A 21,286-nucleotide genomic window follows, 5' to 3' on the forward strand; every position below is an offset into this window, starting at 1 on the left:
GGAGGAGTCAGCGCCCGACGGCCCGGGTGACGTGACCGAGGATCGCCTCGAGCGGAACCGGCTCCTGCTCGCCGGTGGACATCGTCTTGACCACAGCGGTGCCGGTCTCGAGCTCGTTCTCGCCGATGACGACCGTGACCGCCGCGCCCGACCGGTCCGCCGCCTTGAACGCGCCCTTCATCCCCCGGTCGCCGTACGCCATGTCGGCCCGCAGCCCGTTGCGGCGGAACTCCGCCAGGACCGGAACCATCGCCGCCTTGGCCGCCGCCCCCAGCGCGACGCCGTACACGTCCACTCGCCCCTGCGCCGCCGGATCGATCCCCTCGGCCTGCAGCGCCAGCACCGTGCGGTCGACACCGATCCCGAAGCCGATGCCCGACAGGGCTTGACCGCCGAGCTGCTCCATCAACCCGTCGTAGCGCCCTCCGCCGCCGATCCCGGACTGCGCACCGAGGCCGTCGTGCACGAACTCGAACGTCGTCTTGGTGTAGTAGTCCAGGCCGCGGACCATGCGGGGGTTGACCGTGTACGGCACCCCCAACGCGTCCAGGTGCGCCCGCACGGTCGCGAAGTGCTCGGCGCTCGCGTCCGAGAGATGGTCGATCATCAGCGGCGCGTCCTCGAGCTGCGCACGCACCTCGGGGCGCTTGTCGTCGAGGACGCGCAGCGGGTTGATCCGCGCGCGGTCCCGCGTCGCCTCGTCGAGATCCAGCCCGGCGAGGAACGACTGCAGACGCTCGCGATACTGCGGGCGGCACGTCTCGTCGCCGAGCGAGGTGAGCTCGAGGCGGAAACCCGTCAGGCCGAGCGATCGGAACGCCTCGTCGGCCACGGCGATCACCTCGGCGTCGAGGGCGGGGTCATCCACCCCGATGGCCTCGATCCCGACCTGTTGGAGCTGCCGGTAGCGACCGGCCTGCGGCCGCTCGTACCGGAAGAACGGCCCGGCGTAACAGAGCTTGACCGGCAGCTGTCCGCGGTCCAGCCCGTGCTCGATCACCGCACGCATCACCCCGGCCGTGCCCTCGGGGCGCAGCGTGACGCTGCGGCCACCCCTGTCCTCGAACGAGTACATCTCCTTCGAGACGACGTCCGTGGACTCGCCGACACCGCGGGCGAACAGCGCCGTGTCCTCGAAAACGGGCAGCTCGATGTGGCCGTAGCCGGCGCGCCGGGCTGCGGAGGTGATCGCGTCGCGGACGGCGACGAACCCGGCCGACGCCGGGGGGACGTAGTCGGGCACGCCCTTGGGGGCCTTGAGGGCGGTCTTCTTCTCGGTGCCGGTCACAGGGAAAGTCCTCGGGTCAGGTAAAGGCGGGGGCGCTGGTCGGTCTAGAGGTCGCGCAGGAACGGGTTAGACCGGCGCTCGCGACCGATCGTGGTGGACGGGCCGTGGCCGGGCAGGACCACCGCGTCGTCGTCCAGGACGAGGAACTTCTTGGCGATCGACTGCATGAGCACCTCGGTGTCCCCCGCCGGCAGGTCGGTACGGCCGACCCCGTCCTGGAACAGTACGTCGCCACCGAGGACCACCATCCGCGGTCCCTCCTCGGTCTGCACGGTGATCCGGAAGGACACCGAACCGGGGCTGTGACCGGGGGCGTGGTCCACGTCGAAGGTCATCGACCCGAACCGCAGGGTGTCGCCGTCGAAGACCTCGACTACCTCGGCGGGCTCAGTGAACGTCATGCCCTTGAGCATGGCCGACAGGTCGAGCGACAGGCCCTTGCCGGGATCCGACAGCATCGGGCGGTCGTCGGGGTGGATGTAGGCGGGGACGCGGTAGTGGTCCGCGACCTGCCGGGCGTTCCAGATGTGGTCGAGGTGCCCGTGTGTGAGCAGGACCGCGCGCGGCCGCAGGCCCGCCTCCGAGATCTGGCGGCGAACCTGCTCCTCGGCGTCCTGGCCCGGGTCGACGATGACGCAGTCCCCCGCGTCGTCGGACACGATGTAGCAGTTGGTCTGGAACATCCCGGCGGGGAAACCGACGATCTGCACGTCCCGTACTCCCTTTCTTCGACGATCCGCGCCGTGTGGCGCGCGGTGTCGGGTCAACGTGGTCCGACACCGGAGTGGTGTGCGGTCGACGCTGCCCGACCTGGTAGACAAGGACCCTGGGCCGGACCGCCCGGGGGCTCCCGCGAGGAGGCCCGGCGTGGGGATCCGGCCGACCGTTCCAGCCTAGTCCAGGTCCCCAGGAGGGTCAGTGTCCACCAACCAGGAACGCCGAGCCGAGGCGCGCCAGCGCCTGCGCGAGCAGATGGAGGCCCAGGCTCGCCGCGAGAAGCAGCTCAAGATCGCCGGCGCCGCTGTCGTCGTGGTGGTCTTGCTGGGGATCGTGGGTGTCGTGGTCTGGAACAAGGCCGAGCAGGCGCGCGCCGAGGAGTATGCGGCCAACTGGGTCACCTGCGAGTACGCGGAGGAGACCCCCATGGAGAAGGTCGATCCTGCTCAGTTCGAGGACCAGGGCCCGGAGGTGGTTGCGGAGGCCGAGCGCTTCAACGAGCAGATCGACGAGATCGAGGAGACCAAGCGCGAGGTGGAGCCGCCGAGCGGCGACCAGCCCCGCCGGGGTACCGCCGAGATCACGATCGCGACCAACGCCGGCGACATCCCGCTCCAGCTGGACCGTGCCGGGGCGCCGTGCAACGTCGAGAGCTTCGTACATCTGGCCGAGCAGGCCTACTTCGACGACACCGAGTGTCACCGCCTGACCATTGGTGAGGAGGGGGCCGAGCTCTCCGTGCTGCAGTGTGGTGATCCGACCGGCACCGGTCTCTCGGGCCCCGGTTACGCCATCGTCGACGAGCCGCCGACCGATCTCCCCGTGGCCGAGGACGGTTCCGGGATGTCGGTCTACCCGCGCGGGACGGTCGCCATGGCCAAGTCCCAGGCGCCGAACAGTGCGGGGAGCCAGTTCTTCCTCGTCTATGAGGACTCGATGCTCCCGCCCGAGTACTCGGTGATGGGCACCATCGGCGAGTCGGGGCTGGAGGTCCTGGACGAGATCGCCGAGGGCGGAATCAAGAGCGACGATCCGATGAGCGAGGACTACCAGGCGCCCAAGCGTCCGGTCCAGATCGAGAAGATCACTGTCGGCGCCCAGGAGGGTCTGCCCGAGGAGTGACCCGGCCCGGGCCCGCCCAGACCGCGTCATGGACGACCACCCCGGCCTGTCGGCCGGGGTGGTTTTCGTTAGTGCTGGTTCAGCCCGCGCCGGTCAGGAAAGCCCCCGCCGGTCAGGAGTTGGACGTCATCCGGTAGGCGTCGAAGACGCCCTCGACCCGACGTACCGCGTTGAGGACGTGGCCCAGATGCTTGGGGTCGGCCATCTCGAACGTGAACCTGGAGATTGCGACCCGGTCGTCACCGGCGGTCTGCACCGACGCGGACAGGATGTTGACCTTCTCGTCGGCCAGCACCTTGGTGACGTCGGACAGGAGTCGGTGCCGGTCCAGCGCCTCGACTTGGATGGCCACGAGGAACAGGGCCCCCGGCTGTGGCGTCCACTCGACCTTGACCAAGCGCTCGGGCTCGCGATGGAGATCCGAGGCGTTGGTGCAGTCCGTCCGGTGCACGCTCACGGTGCCGCCGCGGGTGATGAAGCCCAGGACCTCGTCACCGGGCACCGGGGTGCAGCAGCGGGCGAGCTTGGCGTGGACGTCCTCCACGCCCCCGACGAGGACGCCGGCGCCCGCGGGAGTGGGGCGGTGCGGGGTGATGGTCTTGTCCCGCGAGCGGTCCGCGAGCTCTTCGGTGACCTCGTCGACGCCGCCGTGAGCCGCGACGAGACGCCCGACCACAGTCTTGGCGGAGACGTGGTTCTCGCCGATCGCCGTGTACAGGGCGGTGACGTCGGTGAAGCCGAGTTCGCGGGCGACGCCGGCGATCGACTCGTTGGAGAACACGCGGTGGACGGGGACGCCACCGCGACGGACCTCCCGGGTGATGAGGTCCTTCCCGCGCTCGAGAGCCTCCTCGCGGCGCTCCTTCGCGAACCACTGCCGGATCGAGCTCTTGGCGCGGCCGGAGACCACGAACTTCTGCCAGTCCAGGCTCGGTCCCGCGTTGGGGTCCTTGGAGGTGAAGACCTCCACCACCTCGCCGTTCTCGAGCGGGCGCTCGAGTGCGACGAGCTTGCCGTTGACCCGCGCGCCGATACAGCGGTGGCCGACCTCGGTGTGGACGGCGTAGGCGAAGTCCACGGGGGTCGCACCGACCGGCAGGTTGATCACGTCACCCTTGGGGGTGAAGACGAAGATCTCCTTGCTGGTCATCTCGAACCGGAGGGAGTCGAGGAACTCCCCCGGGTCGGCAGCCTCGCGCTGCCAGCTCAGGAGTTGGCGCATCCACGCCATCTCGTCGACCTCGGCGGGGTCGCCGTTGTGCTTGCCGCGGGTCTCCTTGTACCGCCAGTGCGCTGCGATGCCGTACTCGGCGTTGCGGTGCATCTCGTGCGTGCGGATCTGGATCTCCAGCGGTTTCCCGTCGGGCCCGATCACGGTCGTGTGCAGGGAGCGGTAGACGCCGAAGCGTGGCTGGGCGATGTAGTCCTTGAACCGGCCCGGCATGGGTTTCCAGGTTGAGTGGACGACACCGATCGCCGCGTAACAGTCCCGCACGTCGTCGCACAGGACGCGGATGCCGACGAGGTCGTGGATCTCGTCGAACTCGCGACCGCGGACGATCATCTTCTGATAGATCGACCAGTAGTGCTTCGGCCGTCCCTCGACGCGGGCCTGGATGTTGGCCTTCTCCAGGTCGGCCTTGACCCGGTTGATCACGGTGTTGAGGTAGACGTCACGGCTGGGTGCGCGGTCGGCCACCAGCCGGACGATCTCTTGGTACTTCTTCGGTTCGAGGATCGCGAAGGCCAGGTCCTCGAGTTCCCACTTCACGGTGGCCATTCCGAGCCGGTGCGCGAGCGGGGCGATCACCTCGAGGGTCTCGCGGGCCTTCTTGACCTGCTTCTCCGGTGGCAGGAAGCGCATGGTCCGCATGTTGTGCAGGCGGTCGGCCACCTTGATGACCAGGACGCGGGGATCGTGCGCCATGGCGATGATCATCTTGCGGATGGTCTCTGCCTCGGCGGCCTCGCCGAAGTCGACCTTGTCCAGCTTGGTGACGCCGTCCACCAGGTGGGCGACCTCTCCCCCGTAGTCCGCCTCGAGCTGTTCGAGCGAGTAGTCGGTGTCCTCGACCGTGTCGTGCAGGAGGGCGGCGACGAGCGTGGTGGTGTCCATGCCCATCTCCGCGCAGATGGTGGCCACCGCCAGCGGGTGGGTGATGTAGGGGTCGCCGGACTTGCGGTACACGCCCTCGTGCTGGCGCTCGGCGAGAGTGTAGGCGCGCGCCAGGAGCCCCACATCCGCCTTGGCGTGGTGGATGCGGTGGACGCGGACGAGCGGTTCGAGGACCGCGGGGGTGGAGGTGACCGTGAGACCGGAGGTGAGTCGACGCGCCCACCGCGCCCGGACCCGGCGTCCGGCGGACGGCCGGGAGCCGGGGATCACCGGCAGCGGCTGGGTGGTGGGCTGCGGCGTGGCCTTCTTACCCGTGGGGCCGCCCCCGTCGGGGTTGCCGGCGGGGTTCTGGTGCTGCGTCATCTCCGGCTCCTCCCTGCAGTGTCGGGCCGTCAGGAGCGGCCGGGGGTCACGCGACCGTGAGGCAGGTCAGCGGTGTGCCGGCCAGTCTATCCCGGCCGCCGAGGCCGGGGATCTCGAGAACGACGGACAGTCCGGCGACGACGGCGCCACAGTCCTCCAGCAGGCCGACCGCCGCGGTGAGGGTGCCACCGGTGGCGAGGACGTCGTCGACGACGAGGACCCGCTTGCCGCGCAGGTCGAGCCCGTCTGCGGGCAGTTCGAGCGTGGCGGCGCCGTACTCGAGCTCGTAGGAGCGCGAGTGCACGGGCGGCGGTAGCTTGCCCGCTTTCCGGACGGCCAGGACGCCGGTGTGGAGGCGCACGGCGACGGCTCCGGCGAGCAGGAAGCCGCGCGCGTCGAGGCCGGCGACGTAGTCGACGGTGCCGATCTCGTGACCGGCGATGAGCCCGCGGACGACGGCGTCGAAGCCGTCGGGGTCGGCGAGCACGGGCGTGAGGTCGCAGAACTGGACGCCCGCGGACGGGAAGTCCTCGACGCGGCGCATCAGACGCTCGACGGAGGAGCTGATGGTCGGTGAGACGTGGGTGACGGATGAGTCGGTCATGCGATGGCCTCGGCCTTCTCGCGTCGGGCCAGGACCTTGGCGGTCTGGCGTCGGATGTCGGGGTCACGGTTCTTCAACGACACCAGCAGTGGCGTCGCGAGGAAGACGGAGGAGAAGGTGCCGGTGACGATGCCGACCATCTGGACCAGGGCGAGATCCAGCAGCGTACCCACGCCGAGGATCCACACGGCGATCACGACCAGCGCCAGCAGCGGCAGGACACCGATGATGGTGGTGTGGATGGACCGCATGAGAGTCTGGTTGACGCCGAGGTTGGCCTCCTCGGCGTAGGTCCGTGTGGCGGTGTGTCTGATGCCCCGCGTGTTCTCCTCGACCTTGTCGAACACGATCACCGTGTCGTACAGAGAGAAACCGAGGATCGTCAGCAGGCCGATGACCGTGGCGGGAGTGACCTCGAAGCCGATGATCGAGTAGACCCCGGCGGTGGTCACCACGTCGAACAGCAGCGCGACGATCGCGGCCGTTGCCATCTGCCATTCGAAGCGGAAGGCGATGTAGCCGAAGACGATCACGAGGAACACGCCTAGGGCGATCAGCGCGTTCTTGGTGACCTGACCACCCCAGCTCTCGCTGCGGGCGGAGTCGCCGATCGCCTCGACCGAGGCGACCCCGTCCGAGGTGACGGGCTGGAACTCCTCGAACATCGCGTTCTTGGCGGCGCGGATCTCGTCACTGGTGAGGAACCGGGTCTCGACCTCGACGATCCGCGCGGCCCCCGCGCCGACGACCTGGACCGTCTGGGGCTCCTCGCCGATGGCCTCCTCGACGACCGCGGCTACGCGGTCCTGGTCGTGATTGCCCGCGGGCATGGAGAGCTTGGTACCGCCGGTGAAGTCGATGCCGAAGCTGAAGCCGCGGAAAATGATGCTGGCGAGGCAGATGGCGACGATGACCACGGTCAGCACGTAGAACTTGCGTCGGTTCGCGACGATGCCGAACGCGCCGGTACCGGTGTAGAGCCGGGTGAACAGACTGCCGGTCGGCGCGCCGGCCGGGGCGCCGCTCTCGGTCGCGGTGCTGGTGGGAGTGCTCATCGGCCCTCCTCCTCGTCGGTGGCGGGTCGGTCGGTCCGGGGTTCGGTGAGCGTGTCGCCGCCCGGGCCGCGGATGGTCGCCGTGACCCCGCGATCCGCGGTCTCCTCGGTCTCCTTCTCGGCCTGTCGGTCGAGCCGGCGCTGCTCGGCGGCGGCCGCCTGGAGGTTCTCCATCCGGCCCATCCCGTTGGCCGACGGCTTGGCGAACAGGGGCCGGGTCGAGGCCAGGTAGACGAGCGGCCAGGTCACGGTGAAGGCCACGAACACGTCCATGACGGTCGTGAGGCCGAGAGTGAAGGCGAAGCCGCGTACCTCTCCGCTGGCGAGCAGGTAGAGCACGACGGCGCCGATGAGGCTGACCATGTTGCCGGTGACGATGGTGCGGCCGGCGCTCTTCCAGGCCCGGGGCACGGCGGATCTGAACCGGTGCCCGTCGCGCAACTCGTCCTTGATCCGCTCGAAGAACACGACGTAGGAGTCGGCCGTCATACCGATGCCGATCACCAGGCCGGCGATCCCGGCCAGGTCGAGGCTGTAGTCGACCGTGTAGCCGAGGAAGACCAGGACGACATAGGTGAGCAGGAAGGACAGCAGCAGCGAGACGAACGCGAGGACACCGAGCAGGCGGTAGAAGAACGCGGAGTAGGCCAGCACCAGCAGGAAGCCGATCGCGCCGGCGAGTAGTCCCGCCTCGAGGGAGGCGAGCCCGAGGGAGGCCGGGACGTTGTCGACGTTGGGGTCCTCGAAGGAGATGGGCAGCGCGCCGTAGCGCAGGTTTGCGGCGAGTGAGGCCGCCTCGTCGATCGTGAAGTCACCGGTGATGGAGGTCGCGGACCCGACCGGCGTGACGCCCTGCACGACGGGGGCGCTGATCACCTCGCCGTCGAGGAGGATCGCGATCTGACGCTGGAGGTTCTCCTGCGTCAGGCGCGACCAGGTGGCGCTGCCCTGTTCGCCGGGACCGGCGTTGAAACGGAACGAGACCTCGTTCTTGCCGGCCTGCTGGTTGAAACCGTGGCTCACGGAGTCCTTGACGATCTGCTGACCGTCGAGTCGCTGCCCGTCCTCGGGCTCACCGACGAGCAGCGGCACCGGACCGAGGACGTACTTGGCTCCCTCCCCGCAGGCGATGAGAGCCTGCGCCGGGTCGTCGAAGCCCGCGAGCACGTCCCGCTCGGGGCACCGGAAGGTGGGTAGCTTCTGGATGAGCTCGGCGGGCTCGCCCTGACGTTCCGCGCGCGCCTCCTCGACGGCGGCGGCCACGGCCTCGCGATCGCCCTTGTCGGCGGGCACCGGCTCACGGTCCCCCTCCGCGACGGGTTGCACCTCGAGCACCGGCCTGATGGTCAGCTGGGACGTCGTGCCGAGGTCGCGCGCCTGGCTGGAGTCCTCGCCGGGGACGGTGAGGACGATGTTGCTGCCCTCGATGACGACGGTGGTCCCGGCGACGCCGAGGCCGTCGACGCGCTCCCGGATGATGTCCTGAGCGAGCCGCAGGTCGGCCTCGTCGGGATCGCCCTTGGGGATGAGCGTGACACGGGTTCCGCCCTGGAGGTCGATCCCCAGTTTCGGGGTCAGCCCCCTGTCCGCGACGGCAAACGCGGCGAGGAAGAGGATGAACAGCACCAGGAAGAAGCTGGACAGCAGCGCCCAGGGTCTGGGGCGGGCGTCGGCGCCTCGAGAACGTACTGGCGACACAGGTGATCTCTCTCGGTCTTCGTCTGAGGCCTCCGGCTGGGCGGCCCCACTACACTACTCGCCGGTAGTCGACTACCGGGAACCCGACGCGTCGGTCCCCGATCCGGTTTCCGGCGCGGCGGAGGTGTCGAACTTCTCCCGGATGACGCGCCGGTCCCAGCGGGTGCGGATCCCGGGCGCGATCTCCAGCTCGAGGGTGTCCGTGTCTACGCCGACGATGGTGGCGTGCAGGCCGGAGGTGGTGAGCACGTGGTCCCCCGCGGCGAGGGACTCCTGCATCTTCCGCAGTTCCTTCATCGCCTTGCGCTGCTTCGAGCTCTGCATGAACATCAGCACGAGCAGCACGACGATCATCAACGGCAGCAGCAGTTCCAGTCCCATGGGGGTCCTCCTGATGTGGACCCGCGGGTTCCGGGTCCGGTGGGTCGGGTCCGGGCTACGGACGGTCCCGTCCGAGGATGCCAGCCCGGGGGTCAGCCGCGCGCGCCGGGGCCCCGGTCGACCTCGACCGGGAGCATCGGCTCGGAGGGCGTCTTGTCGGGGCGGGTGAGCCCGAGGTGGTCCCACGCCGCGGCGGTCGCGATGCGTCCCCGGGGGGTCCGGGCGAGCAGGCCCGCGCGGACGAGGAAGGGCTCGCAGACCTCCTCCAGGGTGGTCGACTCCTCCCCCACCGCCACGGCCAGCGTGCTCAGGCCCACCGGCCCGCCCTCGTGCTGGACGAGCAGCGCGCGCAGCACGGCGCGGTCCAGACGGTCGAGCCCCAGTTCGTCGACCTCGTAGACCTCCAGGGCCGCGCGCGCGACGGGCACGGTGATGCGGCCGTCCGCTCGTACCTCGGCGAAGTCGCGGACCCGCCGCAGCAGTCGGTTGGCGATCCGGGGTGTTCCGCGTGAGCGACCGGCGATCTCCAGGGCGGCATCGGGGTCGACGGGGATGGCGAGGATCTCGGCCGCGCGGGTGACGATCCGGGCGAGGTCGGAGTCGGTGTAGAAGTTCATGTGCGCGGTGAACCCGAATCGGTCGCGCAGTGGACCGGTGAGCGCGCCGGAGCGCGTGGTTGCTCCGACAAGGGTGAACGGGGCGATCTCCAGCGGGATCGACGTGGCCCCGGGCCCCTTGCCCACCATGATGTCGATCCGGAAGTCCTCCATGGCGAGGTACAGCATCTCCTCGGCCGGCCGGGCGATGCGGTGGATCTCGTCGATGAACAGTACGTCGCCCTCGATGAGGTTGGAGAGCATCGCGGCGAGATCCCCGGGGCGCTCGAGGGCCGGGCCGGACGTGATGCGCAGCGAACCGCCGAGCTCGGCGGCCACGATCATGGCCAGACTCGTCTTGCCCAGCCCCGGCGGTCCGGAGAAGAGCAGGTGATCGGGTACTACTCCGCGGCGGGTGGCGGCGGTGAGGACCAGATCGAGTTGCTCGCGGACGGTCTCCTGCCCGATGAACTCCCCGAGGCTGCGTGGCCGCAACGCGCCCTCGACGTCGGTGTCGAACGGGGTGAGCGAGGCCGAGAGCTCCGCCTCGTGGCCGTCCCCGGCGTCCGCGCCGCCTCCCGTCATGCCGTTCTGACCGGTCATCAGCGCTTACCGAGTGACTTGAGGGCCAGGCGCAGCGCCTGCGCGGGGTCGAGGTCGGGCTGTGAGTCCAGTACGGCGGTGGCGGTCTTCTCGGCCTCCGCGGCGGAGAAGCCCAGGCCCTCCAGGGCGTCGGCCACCTCGGTGGCGGCCGGCGCGCGCCCGGTCCCGCCCACGGCGGTCGCCGCGTCACCGTCCGGCACCGGGCCGACCTTGTCTTTGAGCTCGAGGACCATCCGCTCGGCAGTGCGCTTGCCGACGCCCGGTACCCGGGTCAGCGCCTTGACGTCCCCGGTCCCGAGTGCGCGGATGAGGGCCTCGGGTTCGAGTGTGGCGACGATCGCCAGCGCGAGCCGAGGTCCGACGCCGGAGACGGTCTGCACGGTGAGGAACAGTTGCCGCGCGTCGACGGAGTCGAAACCGTAGAGGGTGAGCGAGTCCTCGCGGACCACGAGTTCGGTGTGGAGCATGCCCTCCGCGCCGCGCCGTAGTCCCGCGAGCGCGGCCGGGGTCGCGTGTACGAGGACACCGACGCCTCCGGTCTCCACGACGCAGCGGTCCAGGCCGATCTCGGCCACCGTCCCCCGGATCGAGGCGATCACCAGCGCACTCCTTTCGTCCGCGCCATGCCCCGGGCGGCCGCCCGGGCGCGTTCCTGGTCGGCGGCCGGGTCGCGCCGCCCGGTCCCGTCCGATGCCGCCGCTTCCCTGGCGGCCGCGACCTTCGCCTCGAAGCCGGCCCGCGAGCGGGCGACGTGGGCATTGAGCGAGGCCACCCGACCCTGCATGGGCGCGCGCCAACTGTGGCACACGGCCAGGGCGAGCGCGTCCGCGGCGTCGGCCGGGCTCGGCGGCTTCTGCAGACCCAGGATGCGAGTGATCATGAGGGTCATCTGCTTCTTGTCCGCGCGCCCGCTACCGGTGATCGCCGCCTTGACCTCCGACGGGGTGTGGAACGCCACGGGGATCTCCCGGTAGGCCGCCGCCAGCGCGACGACACCCGCCGCCTGAGCCGTACCCATGGCGGTCGAGACCTGGTTCTGCGCGAACACGCGCTCGATGGCCACCACGTCCGGGCGGTGGATCTCCATCCACTCGTCGGCCACGGAGTGCACGGCCCGCAGGCGCCGCTCGAGCGGCTCGTCGGAGGTCGTGCGCACCACGTCCACGTCGAGCGCCGTGACCGCGCGACCCGGGGCGGTCTCGATGAGGGCGAGCCCGCACCGGGTCAGCCCCGGGTCCACACCCATGACGCGCATCTGCGACCTCTCCTCGACCGGTGGTAGAACCTACGTTCGAGACCCTACCAGCGGGGTCGGCCGTCAGGCGTCGAGGCTCGCCAGCACGTCCTCGGGGACGTCCATGTTCGAGTAGATGTTCTGTACGTCGTCGGAGTCCTCGAGCGCGTCGATCAGCTTGAAGACCTTTGCGGCACCGTCGGCGTCGACGGTCACCTCGACCGAGGCGCGGAACCCCGACTCGGCGGACTCGTAGTCGATCCCGGCCTCCTGCAGGGCGGTGCGCACCGCGACCAGGTCGGTGGGCTCGCAGACCACCTCGAATTGCTCGCCGAGGTCGTTGACCTCTTCGGCTCCGGCATCGAGAACGGCCATGAGGACGTCGTCCTCGGTCAGCTCGCCCTTGTCCAGGACGATCTCCCCCTTGCGGGCGAACAGGTACGCGACGGAGCCGGGGTCGGCCAGGTTGCCGCCGTTGCGGGTCATCGCCGTGCGCACCTCGCCGGCGGCCCGGTTGCGGTTGTCGGTCAGGCACTCGATGAGCATGGCCACGCCGTTCGGGCCGTAGCCCTCGTACATGATGGTCTCCCACTCGGCGCCGCCCGCCTCCTCGCCGGCGCCGCGCTTGCGGGCGCGCTCGACGTTGTCGGCCGGGACGGAGTTCTTCTTCGCCTTCTGGATGGCGTCGTAGAGAGTGGGGTTTCCGGCGGGGTCACCGCCGCCCGTGCGGGCGGCCACCTCGATGTTCTTGACGAGCTTGGCGAAGAGCTTGCCGCGCTTGGCGTCGATCGCCGCCTTCTTGTGCTTGGTGGTGGCCCACTTGGAATGGCCTGCCATTGATGTTCCGCCCTCCGGGGGTCTGGGGACCGGGTCCCGCCGTCCGGCGGCCCGGCGCGGGGCTGCGCTCGAGGCCCGCTGAACGCCCAGTCTACGAGGTCGTCTGCCGCACCATGTCGAGGAAGTACCGATGGACGCGCACGTCGTCGGTGACCTCCGGGTGGAACGACGTGGCCAGGGCGTTGCCCTGACGCACCGCGACCACGTGGTCTCGGCCGTCGGAGGCGCGGACCTCGGCGAGGACCTGCACGTCGGAGCCGACCGATTCGACCCACGGCGCGCGGATGAACACCGTGCGCACCGGGTCGGCGCCGAGGGCGTCGACGACGAGGTCGGCCTCGAACGAGTCGACCTGCCGTCCGAAGGCATTGCGGCGGACCGTCATGTCGATCGCGGAGAACCAGGTCGCGTCGGCCCGGGTGTCCAGGACATCCGAGGCGAGCAGGATCATGCCGGCGCACGACCCGTAGACGGGCATGCCGTCGGAGATCCGCTCGGCCACGGGCTCATACATCTCGTGGACGTCCATCAACCGGCTCATGGCGGTGGACTCGCCACCGGGTAGGACCAGGCCGTCCACCGCGTCCAGTTCGGACCGTCGGCGCACGGGGACGGCCCGCGCGCCGACGGCCTCGAGGTGGGACAGGTGCTCGGCGACATCACCCTGCAGGGCGAGGACACCGATCGTCGGTGCGGGTCCGGTCACGACACGGACGTGGAGCCGGAGGTGTCCACGGGGAACGACTGCGCCCCGGGATTGAGTCGCCGGGACAGTCCCTCCTGGGTCACGGCGGCCACGAGTCGGCCCGATCGGTCGAAGATCCGCCCCTGGGTCAGGGCACGCCCCCCGGAGGCGGACGGGGACGTCTGGTCGTAGAGCAGCCAGTCGTCGGCCCGGAACGGACGCATGAACCACATGGCGTGGTCGAGCGAGGCGTCCTGGGTCGGCTCGTCCGGGTGCGGGATCTTGGCCGACCCCAGGAGGGTCATGTCGGACATGTACGCCAGCGTGCACACGTGGAAGTTCGCGTCGTCCGGGAGGGTGTCGACGCACCGGAACCACACCCGCTGCTGCGCGGCCAGCGCGGAACTGGTCGGCATCCCGTCACGCGGGACGAACCGGATGTCCCACTGGGCCCACTCGTCGACGAATACGCGGTGGACCTCATCCAGGTCGTCGACGGAGGGCACGGGGATCTCCTCGGGGTCGACGACGCGGGGCATCTGGTCCTGGTGCTCGATCCCATCCTGGTCGCGCAGGTGGAACGAGGCCGACATCGTGAAGATCGGCTCGCCCTCCTGGATGGCGGTGACCCGTCGGGTGGCGAAGCTCCGTCCGTCCCTCAGTCGGTCTATCTGGTAGACCGTGGGCACATCGGGGATCCCCGGACGGATGAAGTACCCGTGCAGGGAGTGGACGTGCTTGTCGGAGTCCACGGTCTGGACGGCGGCGGTCAGGGTCTGACCGGCCACCTGTCCTCCGAAGGTGCGCTGGAGATGGGTGCGGATCGCGGGGCCCCGGTAGAGGTCGCGGTCGATCCGCTCGAGGTCGAGTATGTCCTCGATCTTCGCCACCGGCGGGTCACCAGCCCCGCTCGGCGAGCCGGTGGGGCTCCGGGATGTCGTCCACGTTGATGCCGACCATGGCCTCGCCGAGGCCACGGGAGATGTTGGCGAGCATCTCCGGGTCGTCGTGGAAGGTGGTGGCCTTGACGATCGCCTTGGCGCGCTCGGCCGGGTTGCCGGACTTGAAGATGCCCGAGCCGACGAAGACGCCCTCGGCGCCGAGCTGCATCATCATCGCGGCATCGGCGGGGGTGGCGATGCCGCCGGCGGTGAACAGCACCACGGGGAGTTTGCCCTTCTCCGCGACCTCCTTGACGAGCTCGTACGGTGCCTGCAACTCCTTGGCCGCCACGTACAGCTCGTCCTCCGGCAGGCTCTGGAGCTGGCGGATCTGCTGGCGGATCTGCCGCATGTGGGTGGTGGCGTTGGAGACGTCGCCGGTCCCGGCCTCGCCCTTGGAGCGGATCATGGCCGCACCCTCGGTGATGCGGCGCAGCGCCTCGCCGAGGTTGGTGGCACCACAGACGAACGGCACGGTGAAGGCGAACTTGTCGATGTGGTTGGTGTAGTCCGCCGGGGTGAGGACCTCGGACTCGTCGACGTAGTCCACCCCAAGGGCCTGCAGGATCTGGGCCTCGACGAAGTGGCCGATGCGGGCCTTGGCCATCACCGGGATCGAGACGGCCTCGATGATGCCGTCGATGAGGTCGGGGTCGCTCATGCGGGCGACGCCGCCCTGGGCGCGGATGTCGGCGGGAACACGCTCGAGGGCCATGACGGCCACGGCACCGGCGTCCTCGGCGATCTTCGCCTGCTCGGCGGTGACGACGTCCATGATGACGCCGCCCTTGAGCATCTCGGCCATGCCCCGCTTGACGCGGGCTGTTCCGGTGGTGTTCTCGCTCGACTGCGGCTCGCTCACGAAATTGGCCTTTCCTGGCTCAGACGACGTGTTCAGGCCTACCAGTGTAGGTCGCCCTCACCTCCGTTCCCCAACCGCCGTCCCGCCCGGGTGGGTCAGGCGCGCGGGGGCGGGGCGTCGACGAGCTCGACGTAGTTGGGCATGGGGGCCCGGCCGGCCAGTCGGAGGGCGCGGACGGCGGTCTGCTCGCGCAGACCTCGGGTGTCCCGCACGGCGTCGTTGTAGAAGCGGCGGGCCATGGAGACGCGGTCGGTGGCGTCCTCGAGTTCGCTGGCGAGGTCGACGGGCAGTGCCTCCACGTCTAGCGCGGCCAGCATCATGCCGAGCGTGTTCTCGGCCAGTTCTGCGTTCTCGCCGGCCTCGTCGTCGTCGGCCCGGTCGGTCCTCCGGCGCGGCGGCGGCTGGGGCGCCGGGTCGGGCCCGGCGACGGCGTCCGGGGGATGCGCTCGGGCGCGGGCCAGCGCGTGGAACAGGCGGTAGGCCCCCGGTGGGTCGCGGTCGGCGAGGTCACGCGCGACCGCGGCGGCGACCGCGTGGCGTCGCTCCAGGGCGCCGGCCAGCGCGGCGCGGGCGAGGTCGGTGCGGATGTGCAGCCGGTCCAGCCGGTGGGCGGTGAGGTAGGCGCCGAGCAGGGCAGCGGCCAGGGCCGCGACGAGAACGACGACGAGGACGATCAGCTCAACGGACACGGAGCGTCTCCCCCGGCGCGCGGATCGTCTCGTACACGCGGATCACCCGGTCCGCCACGACGGGCCAGTCGTACTCCCGGACGGCCTCGCTGCCACTGGTGCACAGCTCGGCCCGGCGGGCGGGGTCGGTCAGGACAGCCGTGAGGGCGCCGGCGAGGGCGTCGGCGTCCCCGACCGCCGCGAGTTCTCCGCACTCCCCGTCGCGCAGGACCCGGCGGAACGCGTCGAGGTCCGAGGCGACGACCGCGGTGCCGGCGGCCATGGCCTCCACGAGGACGATGCCGAAGCTCTCGCCGCCGGTGTTGGGGGCGCAGTAGACGTCGGCGGCGGCCAGGACGGCGGCCTTGCGGGCGTCGTCGACGCGGCCGAGGAACTCCACGTCCAGACCGGCGGGCAGCCGTGCCCGCAGGGCGTGCTCGTCGCCGTCGCCCATGATCCGCAGGCGCAGGTCCGGCACCTCGCGCAGGACGGCCGGCAGCGCGGCGGCGAGGACGCCCATCCCCTTCCGGGGCTCGTCGTAGCGGCCGAGGAACGCCACCGTCGGGACGTCGGTCGGCTCCCCGGAGATGTCGACGTCGCTGAAGGCGCCCACGTCGACACCGTTGGGGATCTCCACGGCGTCGGATCCCAGGGCCTCCATCTGCCAGCGGCGGGCCAGGGTCGACACGGCGATGCGGCCGCGGATCTTCTCGAGCAGCGGCGCCAGGACACCGTCCGCGGCGTCGAGGATCATCGACCCGGTGGTGGAGGTGTGGAAGGTCGCCGTGATGGGACCCGAGCACATCGCGAGGGCGAACATGCCGACCCCGGGGGCGTTGGGTTCGTGGATGTGCAGCACGTCGAGGGGTTGTTCGCGCAGCCAGTGCCGGGTCGCCCGCCAGGTCGCGGGACCGAAACTGAGCCGGGCCACGGACCCGTTGTAGGGGATCGGGACGCCCGGCCCGGTCAGCGTCATGCCCGAGACCGGTGCGCTGCCGGGGCTGCCCGGCGCGAGGACGCGGACGGTGTGCCCGCGGCGCCGGAGCTCCTCCGTGAGGTCCACGACGTGGGCCTGTACTCCGCCGGGGGCGTCGAAGGAGTAGGGGCAGATCATGCCGATACGCACGGCCGGATCAGCCCTCGATCCGCTCTCGCCGCTCGGCCGAGAGGTCGTCGAGCCACAGGGGCTGCAGCATGTGCCAGTCCTCGGGGTGCCGCGCGATGGCCTCGGCGAACAGGTCGGCCATCGCCTGGACGGCGGGCCCGACTCCCCCGGAGACGTCGATCGGCGGTGTGACCCGAACGCGCATCGTGTCGGGGCCGTCGTACCAGAACTGGGCCACGAGGAACGGCGCACCCGTCTCCACCGCGAGCCTCGCGGCCCCGGCGGGCATACGGGTGGTCTCGCCGAAGAACGTGACGGGCACGCCGGTGCGGCGCAGGTCCCGCTCCCCCGGCAGGGCGACGATGCCGCCTCCGGCGAGGTAGTCCCGCAGCGCGTCGAGCGGTGGGGTGGGTCCGCCCGTGTGCGGATAGATGGTGAACCCCAGACTCTCGCGATAGTCCAGGAAGCGCTGGTAGAGCGATTCCGGCTTGAGGCGCTCCGCGACCGTCGCGAATCCGCCGTACCGCCGGGCGAGCCAGGTCCCACCGAGGTCCCAGTTGGCCGAGTGCGGCAGGGCGACCACGACGCCGCGCCCCTGCGCGAGAGCCGCGTCCAGGTGCTCGATCCCGTCGATGGTGCGGTCCATCTCGCGGGCGACGGCATCTCGGTCCATGGACGGCAGGCGGAACGCCTCCCGCCAGTACCGGGCGTAGGAACGGAAGGAGTCGCGGACGAGCTCGTCGGGGACCTCCGCCGGGGTCACGCCGAGGACCCGGGCGAGATTCCTGCGCAGCTGGGAGTCGGGGCCCTGCCGGCGGGCGGCGAAGTCGGCGCCCGAGCGGAAGAGCGCCCGCGCCAGGCCTTCGGGAAGGGCCCGGACCACGGCCCACCCGGCCGCGTAGCCCAGGTCGGACAGGCGCTCGGTCACGCCGCTCATCGGTCTCCCGGCCCAGTGGTGGGTGCGGTGGCGACGTCCTCGTGGGCCACGCGCCGGAGGTAGTCGGTGCGTCCGCCCCACACCCGCTGGACGACCGTGACGAGGCTGCCCACCGCGACGGCGGTGAGCCCCACCTCGAGGGCCCACGGCACACCCAGTCCCTCGAGCCCGGCGCCGAGCAGGATGAGCACCAGCCGGTCAGCGCGCTCCATGAGCCCGCCGGGGGTCCGCAGGCCGCCGGCTTCGGCGCGGGCCTTGGAGTAGGACACCACCTGAGACAGCACCAGGCAGGCCAGCAGCATGACGAGGGCGTAGCGGTTGTCGGGCTCGGCGTGGACGAGCCACCACAGCAGGGAGGACAGGATCACACCGTCCGCGACCCGGTCGGACACCGCGTCGACCAGGGCGCCGTAGGGCGACCCGCCGCCCGAGGCACGCGCGACGGCGCCGTCGACCAGGTCGAGAAGGGTGCACAGCGCGATGACGATCGCGCCGGCGACGAGCTGGCCGTTGCCGAACAGGGCGACGGCCGCCACGCTGGTCAGCACGAGCCCCGTCAGGGTGATGCCGTTGGCCGTGACGCCCGCCCGGACGAGGAGGGTCGCGAAGGGGTGGGCCACGCGGGTGACCCCCGACCTTCCGTACTCGCTGAGCATTCGTCCCCCTGCTTAGCTAGAAGGTGTGGTCGGCCCGGGCACGGTAGCCGGAGACCCCGTGGTGGACCACGCCTCGGCGAGCAGCTGCCGCGTCTGACGGAGGAGCTGCGGCAGTACCTTGGTGCCGCTGGTCACCGTAATGAAGTTGGCGTCCCCGATCCAGCGTGGGACGACGTGTTGGTGCAGATGGTCGGATAGTGATCCACCGGCTGCCCCGCCGAGGTTCAGCCCCACGTTGAACGAGTCCGGGGCGGAGACCGCCTTGACGACCCGGATCAGATGTTGCGTGTACGACATCAGCTCGCGGGACTCGTCGTCGTCGAGGTCTTCCAGGTTCGCCACCTTGCGGTATGGCACGACCATCGCGTGCCCCGGGTTGTAGGGGAAGAGGTTGAGCACGACGTAGACGTGCTCGCCCCGGGCGACCACCAGCCCGTCCTCGTCGCTCATCCGGGGGATGTCGAGGAACGGCTCCCCCGTCATCCCCTCGGCCGGCTCGGGACGCGCCTCCGCGATGTAGGACATCCGGTAGGGCGCCCATAGCAACTGGAGACGGTCCTCCCCCACGCCGAACTGGCGGTACTCCTCCGTCGGGACCGACTCGCCGGACGTCACACGCGCTCCGCGGTGGGCACGTCGTTGCGGCGCGAGGTGATCCAGTAGGCGATCTTGTCCATGGCGGCGTTGCGCGAGACACCGTTGAGCTGGGTGCCGTCGGGGAACCGGAAGCTCACGGCGCCGGCCTCCACGTCGCGATCCCCGGCCAGCAGCATGAACGGGACCTTGCCGGTGGTGTGGTTGCGGATCTTCTTCTGCATCCGCTCGTCGGACGTGTCGAGCTCGGCGCGGATACCCCTGCCCCTCAGTTCGTCGATGACGTCCTCGAGGTGCTTCTCGTGCGCCTCGGCGACGGGGATCCCCACCACCTGGACGGGCGCGAGCCACGCCGGGAACAGGCCCGCATAGTGCTCGAGCAGCACGGCGAAGAACCGCTCGATCGAGCCGAAGAGCGCGCGGTGGATCATGACGGGGCGCTTCTTGGTCCCGTCGGCGGCGTTGTAGGTCAGATCGAACAGCTCGGGCAGGTTGAAGTCGAGCTGCACGGTCGACATCTGCCAGGTGCGGCCGATCGCGTCGCGGGCCTGCACGGAGATCTTGGGACCGTAGAAGGCCGCCCCGCCCGGGTCCGGGACGAGCTCGAGCCCGGAGTTCGTGGCCACCCGGCGCAGGGTCTCGGTGGCCCGCTCCCACAGTTCGTCGCCGCCGACGTACTTCTCCGGGTCCTTGGTGGACAGCTCGAGGTAGAAGTCGTCGAGACCGTAGTCACGTAGCAGGGAGATGATGAACGAGAGCACGGAGGCGATCTCGCCCTCCATCTGCTCCTCGGTGCAGTAGATGTGGGCGTCGTCCTGGGTGAAGCCGCGGGCGCGGGTGAGCCCGTGGATCACGCCCGACTTCTCGTACCGGTACACGGTGCCGAACTCGAACATCCGCAGCGGCAGCTCACGGTACGAGCGGCCGCGGGAGTCGAAGACGAGGTTGTGCATCGGGCAGTTCATGGGCTTGACGTAGTAGTCCTGGCCCGGCTTGGTCTCGTTGCCGTCCGCGTCGTGCTCGGCGTCGAGCACCATCGGGGGGAACATGCCCTCCGAGTACCAGCTCAGGTGCTGCGACTTGCGGAACAGGTCGCCCTTGGTCACGTGCGGGGTGTTGACCAGCGAGTAGCCGGCGGCCAGGTGGCGCTTGAGGGAGTGCTGTTCCATCTCGTTGCGGATGATGCCGCCGCGCGGATGGAACACCGGGAAGCCGGAGCCGATCTCATCGGGGAAGCTGAACAGGTCCAGTTCGGTGCCGAGTCGCCGGTGGTCACGCTTCTCCGCCTCGGCCAGTCGGTCGAGGTAGGCGTCCATGGCCTCGGTGCTCTCCCACGCGGTGCCGTAGATGCGCTGGAGGCCGGCGTTGCTCTGGTCGCCCCGCCAGTAGGCGGCCGACGAGCGGGTGAGCGTGAACGCAGGGATGAACTTGGTGGTCGGCGCGTGGGGACCGCGGCACAGGTCGGACCAGATGACCTCACCGGTCCGGGGGTTGAGGTTGTCGTACGCGGTGAGCGCGCCCGCGCCCACCTCCATGATCTCGGAATCCTCGAGCGCCTCGGCGCCGCCCTCGTCGCCGGCGTCGGCCCGGCCCTTGTCCTCGATGAGCTCGAGCTTGTACGGCTCGCCGGCCAGCTCGGCCCGGGCCTCGTCGAGCGAGGCGTACTCGCGGCGCGAGAAGCGCTGACCGGCCTTGATGATTTTCTTCATCCGCTTCTCGAGGTCCTTGAGGTCCTCGGGGGTGAAGGGCTCGGCGACGTCGAAGTCGTAGTAGAAGCCGTTCTCGATCGGCGGCCCGATGCCGAGCTTGGCCTCGGGGAACTTGTCCTGCACGGCCTGGGCGAGGACGTGTGCACAGGAGTGCCGGATCACGGACCGGCCGTCCTCGGTGTCGGCGCGGACGAGCTCGACCTCGGTGTCCACCTCCGGCGCCCACGACAGATCCCGCAGAGTGCCCTCCGGGTCGCGCACCACGACGATGGTCTCCGGGCCGCTCTTGGACTGCAACTCCCGTTCGGCGAGGATCTTGCCCGCCGGCTCACCGGCCGGGATGACGGTGGTCACGGTGGCCGCACCCGTCGCGTCGACATCGGCTTGAGGCATGCGGTTCTCGGACACGGGGGACGATCTCCTCGGCAGTGGACGTCGGGCGGCGACGGGCCGCCCGGGCTGACACCGCGGTCCGAACGGCGGACCGGGCCGGTCCATGCTACCCGGGCCCCTCCG

At 70.3% G+C, this 21,286-nt stretch carries 21 protein-coding genes; 1 reads left to right on the top strand and 20 read right to left on the bottom strand.

Features of this window, described 5'->3' with window-relative positions:
• Positions 1-7 precede the first annotated feature (7 nt).
• Positions 8-1,288 carry a histidine--tRNA ligase gene (hisS, locus tag C3V38_RS14315; protein ID WP_106386106.1) on the bottom strand — a complete coding sequence of 427 codons (1,281 nt, stop codon included), beginning with the start codon at positions 1,286-1,288 and terminating at the stop codon, positions 8-10.
• A 44-nt stretch (positions 1,289-1,332) separates the two neighbouring features.
• The gene (locus C3V38_RS14320) at positions 1,333-1,998 is read right to left on the bottom strand and encodes an MBL fold metallo-hydrolase (protein WP_106386107.1); all 666 of its coding nucleotides are present in this window, start codon (positions 1,996-1,998) and stop codon (positions 1,333-1,335) included.
• Positions 1,999-2,206: 208 nt separating this feature from the next.
• On the opposite strand from C3V38_RS14320, the gene C3V38_RS14325 reads away from it, so the two are divergent.
• On the top strand, positions 2,207-3,127 hold the full coding sequence (locus tag C3V38_RS14325) for a peptidylprolyl isomerase (RefSeq protein WP_106386108.1): 921 nt from the start codon (positions 2,207-2,209) through the stop codon (positions 3,125-3,127).
• A gap of 112 nt (positions 3,128-3,239) precedes the next feature.
• On the opposite strand, the gene C3V38_RS14330 is transcribed toward C3V38_RS14325, so the two are convergent.
• From C3V38_RS14330 to thrS, 18 genes are all read right to left on the bottom strand, one after another.
• Positions 3,240-5,606, bottom strand: coding sequence for a bifunctional (p)ppGpp synthetase/guanosine-3',5'-bis(diphosphate) 3'-pyrophosphohydrolase (locus tag C3V38_RS14330; RefSeq protein WP_106386109.1), 2,367 nt, complete (start codon positions 5,604-5,606; stop codon positions 3,240-3,242).
• A gap of 46 nt (positions 5,607-5,652) precedes the next feature.
• Positions 5,653-6,210 (bottom strand): adenine phosphoribosyltransferase, encoded by a 558-nt coding sequence (locus tag C3V38_RS14335; RefSeq protein WP_007626297.1) that lies wholly within the window; start codon positions 6,208-6,210, stop codon positions 5,653-5,655.
• A complete protein-coding gene (secF, locus tag C3V38_RS14340) occupies positions 6,207-7,265 on the bottom strand; it encodes a protein translocase subunit SecF (RefSeq protein WP_061228680.1) in 1,059 nt (352 codons plus the stop codon). The genes C3V38_RS14335 and secF overlap by 4 nt, the downstream gene beginning before the upstream one ends.
• A complete protein-coding gene (gene secD, locus C3V38_RS14345) occupies positions 7,262-8,962 on the bottom strand; it encodes a protein translocase subunit SecD (RefSeq protein WP_232303046.1) in 1,701 nt (566 codons plus the stop codon). The genes secF and secD overlap by 4 nt, the downstream gene beginning before the upstream one ends.
• Positions 8,963-9,034: 72 nt before the next feature.
• Positions 9,035-9,343: a preprotein translocase subunit YajC gene (gene yajC / locus C3V38_RS14350; protein ID WP_106386110.1), complete on the bottom strand. Its 309-nt coding sequence runs from the start codon at positions 9,341-9,343 to the stop codon at positions 9,035-9,037.
• A 92-nt stretch (positions 9,344-9,435) separates the two neighbouring features.
• Positions 9,436-10,542 (bottom strand): Holliday junction branch migration DNA helicase RuvB, encoded by a 1,107-nt coding sequence (ruvB, locus tag C3V38_RS14355; RefSeq protein ID WP_371412125.1) that lies wholly within the window; start codon positions 10,540-10,542, stop codon positions 9,436-9,438.
• Positions 10,542-11,141: a Holliday junction branch migration protein RuvA gene (gene ruvA, locus C3V38_RS14360; protein WP_061228683.1), complete on the bottom strand. Its 600-nt coding sequence runs from the start codon at positions 11,139-11,141 to the stop codon at positions 10,542-10,544. Before ruvA ends, ruvB begins: the two co-directional genes overlap by 1 nt.
• Complete coding sequence (locus C3V38_RS14365; RefSeq protein ID WP_106386111.1) at positions 11,138-11,797, bottom strand: crossover junction endodeoxyribonuclease RuvC; 660 nt, start codon at positions 11,795-11,797, stop codon at positions 11,138-11,140. Before C3V38_RS14365 ends, ruvA begins: the two co-directional genes overlap by 4 nt.
• A 63-nt stretch (positions 11,798-11,860) precedes the next feature.
• Complete coding sequence (locus C3V38_RS14370; protein ID WP_061228685.1) at positions 11,861-12,613, bottom strand: YebC/PmpR family DNA-binding transcriptional regulator; 753 nt, start codon at positions 12,611-12,613, stop codon at positions 11,861-11,863.
• 91 nt (positions 12,614-12,704) lie between these two features.
• Complete coding sequence (pdxT, locus tag C3V38_RS14375; RefSeq protein WP_061228686.1) at positions 12,705-13,319, bottom strand: pyridoxal 5'-phosphate synthase glutaminase subunit PdxT; 615 nt, start codon at positions 13,317-13,319, stop codon at positions 12,705-12,707.
• Positions 13,316-14,188 (bottom strand): acyl-CoA thioesterase II, encoded by an 873-nt coding sequence (locus C3V38_RS14380; RefSeq protein WP_106386112.1) that lies wholly within the window; start codon positions 14,186-14,188, stop codon positions 13,316-13,318. Before C3V38_RS14380 ends, pdxT begins: the two co-directional genes overlap by 4 nt.
• A gap of 7 nt (positions 14,189-14,195) precedes the next feature.
• Positions 14,196-15,101, bottom strand: a complete 906-nt coding sequence (gene pdxS, locus C3V38_RS14385) for a pyridoxal 5'-phosphate synthase lyase subunit PdxS (RefSeq protein ID WP_106386113.1) — start codon at positions 15,099-15,101, stop codon at positions 14,196-14,198.
• A gap of 95 nt (positions 15,102-15,196) precedes the next feature.
• Positions 15,197-15,790 (bottom strand): NUDIX hydrolase, encoded by a 594-nt coding sequence (locus C3V38_RS14390; protein ID WP_106386114.1) that lies wholly within the window; start codon positions 15,788-15,790, stop codon positions 15,197-15,199.
• Positions 15,780-16,895: a glycosyltransferase family 4 protein gene (locus C3V38_RS14395; RefSeq protein ID WP_106386115.1), complete on the bottom strand. Its 1,116-nt coding sequence runs from the start codon at positions 16,893-16,895 to the stop codon at positions 15,780-15,782. Before C3V38_RS14395 ends, C3V38_RS14390 begins: the two co-directional genes overlap by 11 nt.
• A 7-nt stretch (positions 16,896-16,902) precedes the next feature.
• Positions 16,903-17,811 carry a phosphatidylinositol mannoside acyltransferase gene (locus C3V38_RS14400; RefSeq protein WP_106386116.1) on the bottom strand — a complete coding sequence of 303 codons (909 nt, stop codon included), beginning with the start codon at positions 17,809-17,811 and terminating at the stop codon, positions 16,903-16,905.
• The gene (pgsA, locus tag C3V38_RS14405; protein WP_106386117.1) at positions 17,808-18,467 is read right to left on the bottom strand and encodes a phosphatidylinositol phosphate synthase; all 660 of its coding nucleotides are present in this window, start codon (positions 18,465-18,467) and stop codon (positions 17,808-17,810) included. The genes C3V38_RS14400 and pgsA overlap by 4 nt, the downstream gene beginning before the upstream one ends.
• 12 nt (positions 18,468-18,479) lie before the next feature.
• Entirely contained in the window at positions 18,480-19,082 is a 603-nt protein-coding gene (locus C3V38_RS14410) for an HIT domain-containing protein (protein ID WP_106386118.1), read from the bottom strand.
• Positions 19,079-21,163 (bottom strand): threonine--tRNA ligase, encoded by a 2,085-nt coding sequence (gene thrS, locus C3V38_RS14415; protein ID WP_106386512.1) that lies wholly within the window; start codon positions 21,161-21,163, stop codon positions 19,079-19,081. The genes C3V38_RS14410 and thrS overlap by 4 nt, the downstream gene beginning before the upstream one ends.
• Positions 21,164-21,286: the final 123 nt, after the last annotated feature.

It is taken from the genome of Dietzia sp. oral taxon 368 (genome assembly GCF_002999155.1).
Classification (GTDB): Bacteria; Actinomycetota; Actinomycetes; order Mycobacteriales; family Mycobacteriaceae; genus Dietzia; species Dietzia cinnamea.